Origin of the sequence: Curtobacterium sp. B8 (assembly GCF_000333315.1) — a bacterium.
Classification (GTDB): Bacteria; Actinomycetota; Actinomycetes; order Actinomycetales; family Microbacteriaceae; genus Curtobacterium; species Curtobacterium luteum.
The window spans coordinates 1-1,009 of sequence record NZ_BACW01000572.1 but is presented as its reverse complement, the minus strand read 5'-3'; the positions used below and the strand labels follow the sequence as shown (position 1 = coordinate 1,009).

The following is a 1,009-nucleotide window of genomic DNA, read 5'->3' as shown; positions in this document are numbered from 1 at the left end:
GCCCGGTGTGCTTCCACCCCTGCCAGAGGTAGTCGAGTCCGCTGAGCACGGTCGCGAGCAGTGCGGCGGTCATCAGGACGGTGTGGACACGTGCGCCCAGTCGCCGACCAGCTGCCACCAGGGGAACAACGCGAGCGTGATCGCGACGGCTTGCAGGACGGTCTTGATCTTCCCGCCGCGGCTCGCGGGGATCACCCGGTCGGAGAGCACGGCGAACCGGAACACCGTGATGCCGATCTCCCGCACCATGATCAGGACGGTGACGAACCAGGGCAGTTCGCCGAGGATCGAGAGCGCCACGAGCGCGCCGCCGATGAGGACCTTGTCCGCGATCGGGTCGACGAGCTTGCCGAAGTCCGTGACGAGGTTCTGGCGCCGAGCGATGATGCCGTCGGCACTGTCGGTGATGATCGCGACGACGAAGAGCACCGCGGCCCAGATGCGCAGCGAGCCGTCCTGACCGCCGTCCGCGAGCAGCAGGACGAAGAACAGCGGCGCCATGAGGATGCGCACGACCGTGATGATGTTCGCCACGTTCGCGGTCGATGCGGGCCCGTCGCCCTTGCGGATCAGTCGCCCTCGCCAGGGGAACTGCGCCGCACTGTGCGCGCCTTCGGTGCTGGTCATCGCACTCACTCCCTGCCGGTCAGTCCCCACGCGTCCTCGTCCGGTCCGTCGTCCTCCTCAGGGTACCCGCGCGTCATGTCCGCCACCGGGTCGTCCCCGTACCGGTCGCCGTCGTCCGGCGCGGACGCAACCGGCGCAGCAGCAGCGGGAGCGACGGGAGCGGCGGCCGGGGGTTCCTCGCCGCGGAGCTTCGCGAGCACCCCCGGGAGCTGGTCCGGCGTGACGAGGACGTCGCGGGCCTTCGACCCCTCGGACGGTCCGACGATGTCGCGGGACTCCATGAGGTCCATGAGGCGTCCGGCCTTGGCGAACCCGACGCGGAGCTTGCGCTGCAGCATCGACGTCGAGCCGAACTGCGTCGACACGACCTGCTCGACCGCGG

General features: G+C 70.0%; 1 protein-coding gene and 1 pseudogene. Both read right to left on the bottom strand.

The window, feature by feature from the left end; translation table 11 throughout:
• Window positions 1-627, bottom strand: a pseudogene (gene pgsA / locus I59_RS20200) (CDP-diacylglycerol--glycerol-3-phosphate 3-phosphatidyltransferase); the annotation flags it as partial.
• Between the two features lie 5 nt (window positions 628-632).
• Window positions 633-1,009, bottom strand: a 377-nt coding sequence (locus I59_RS20195) for a DNA translocase FtsK (protein WP_042726819.1), incomplete at its 5' end; no start/stop codon positions are given.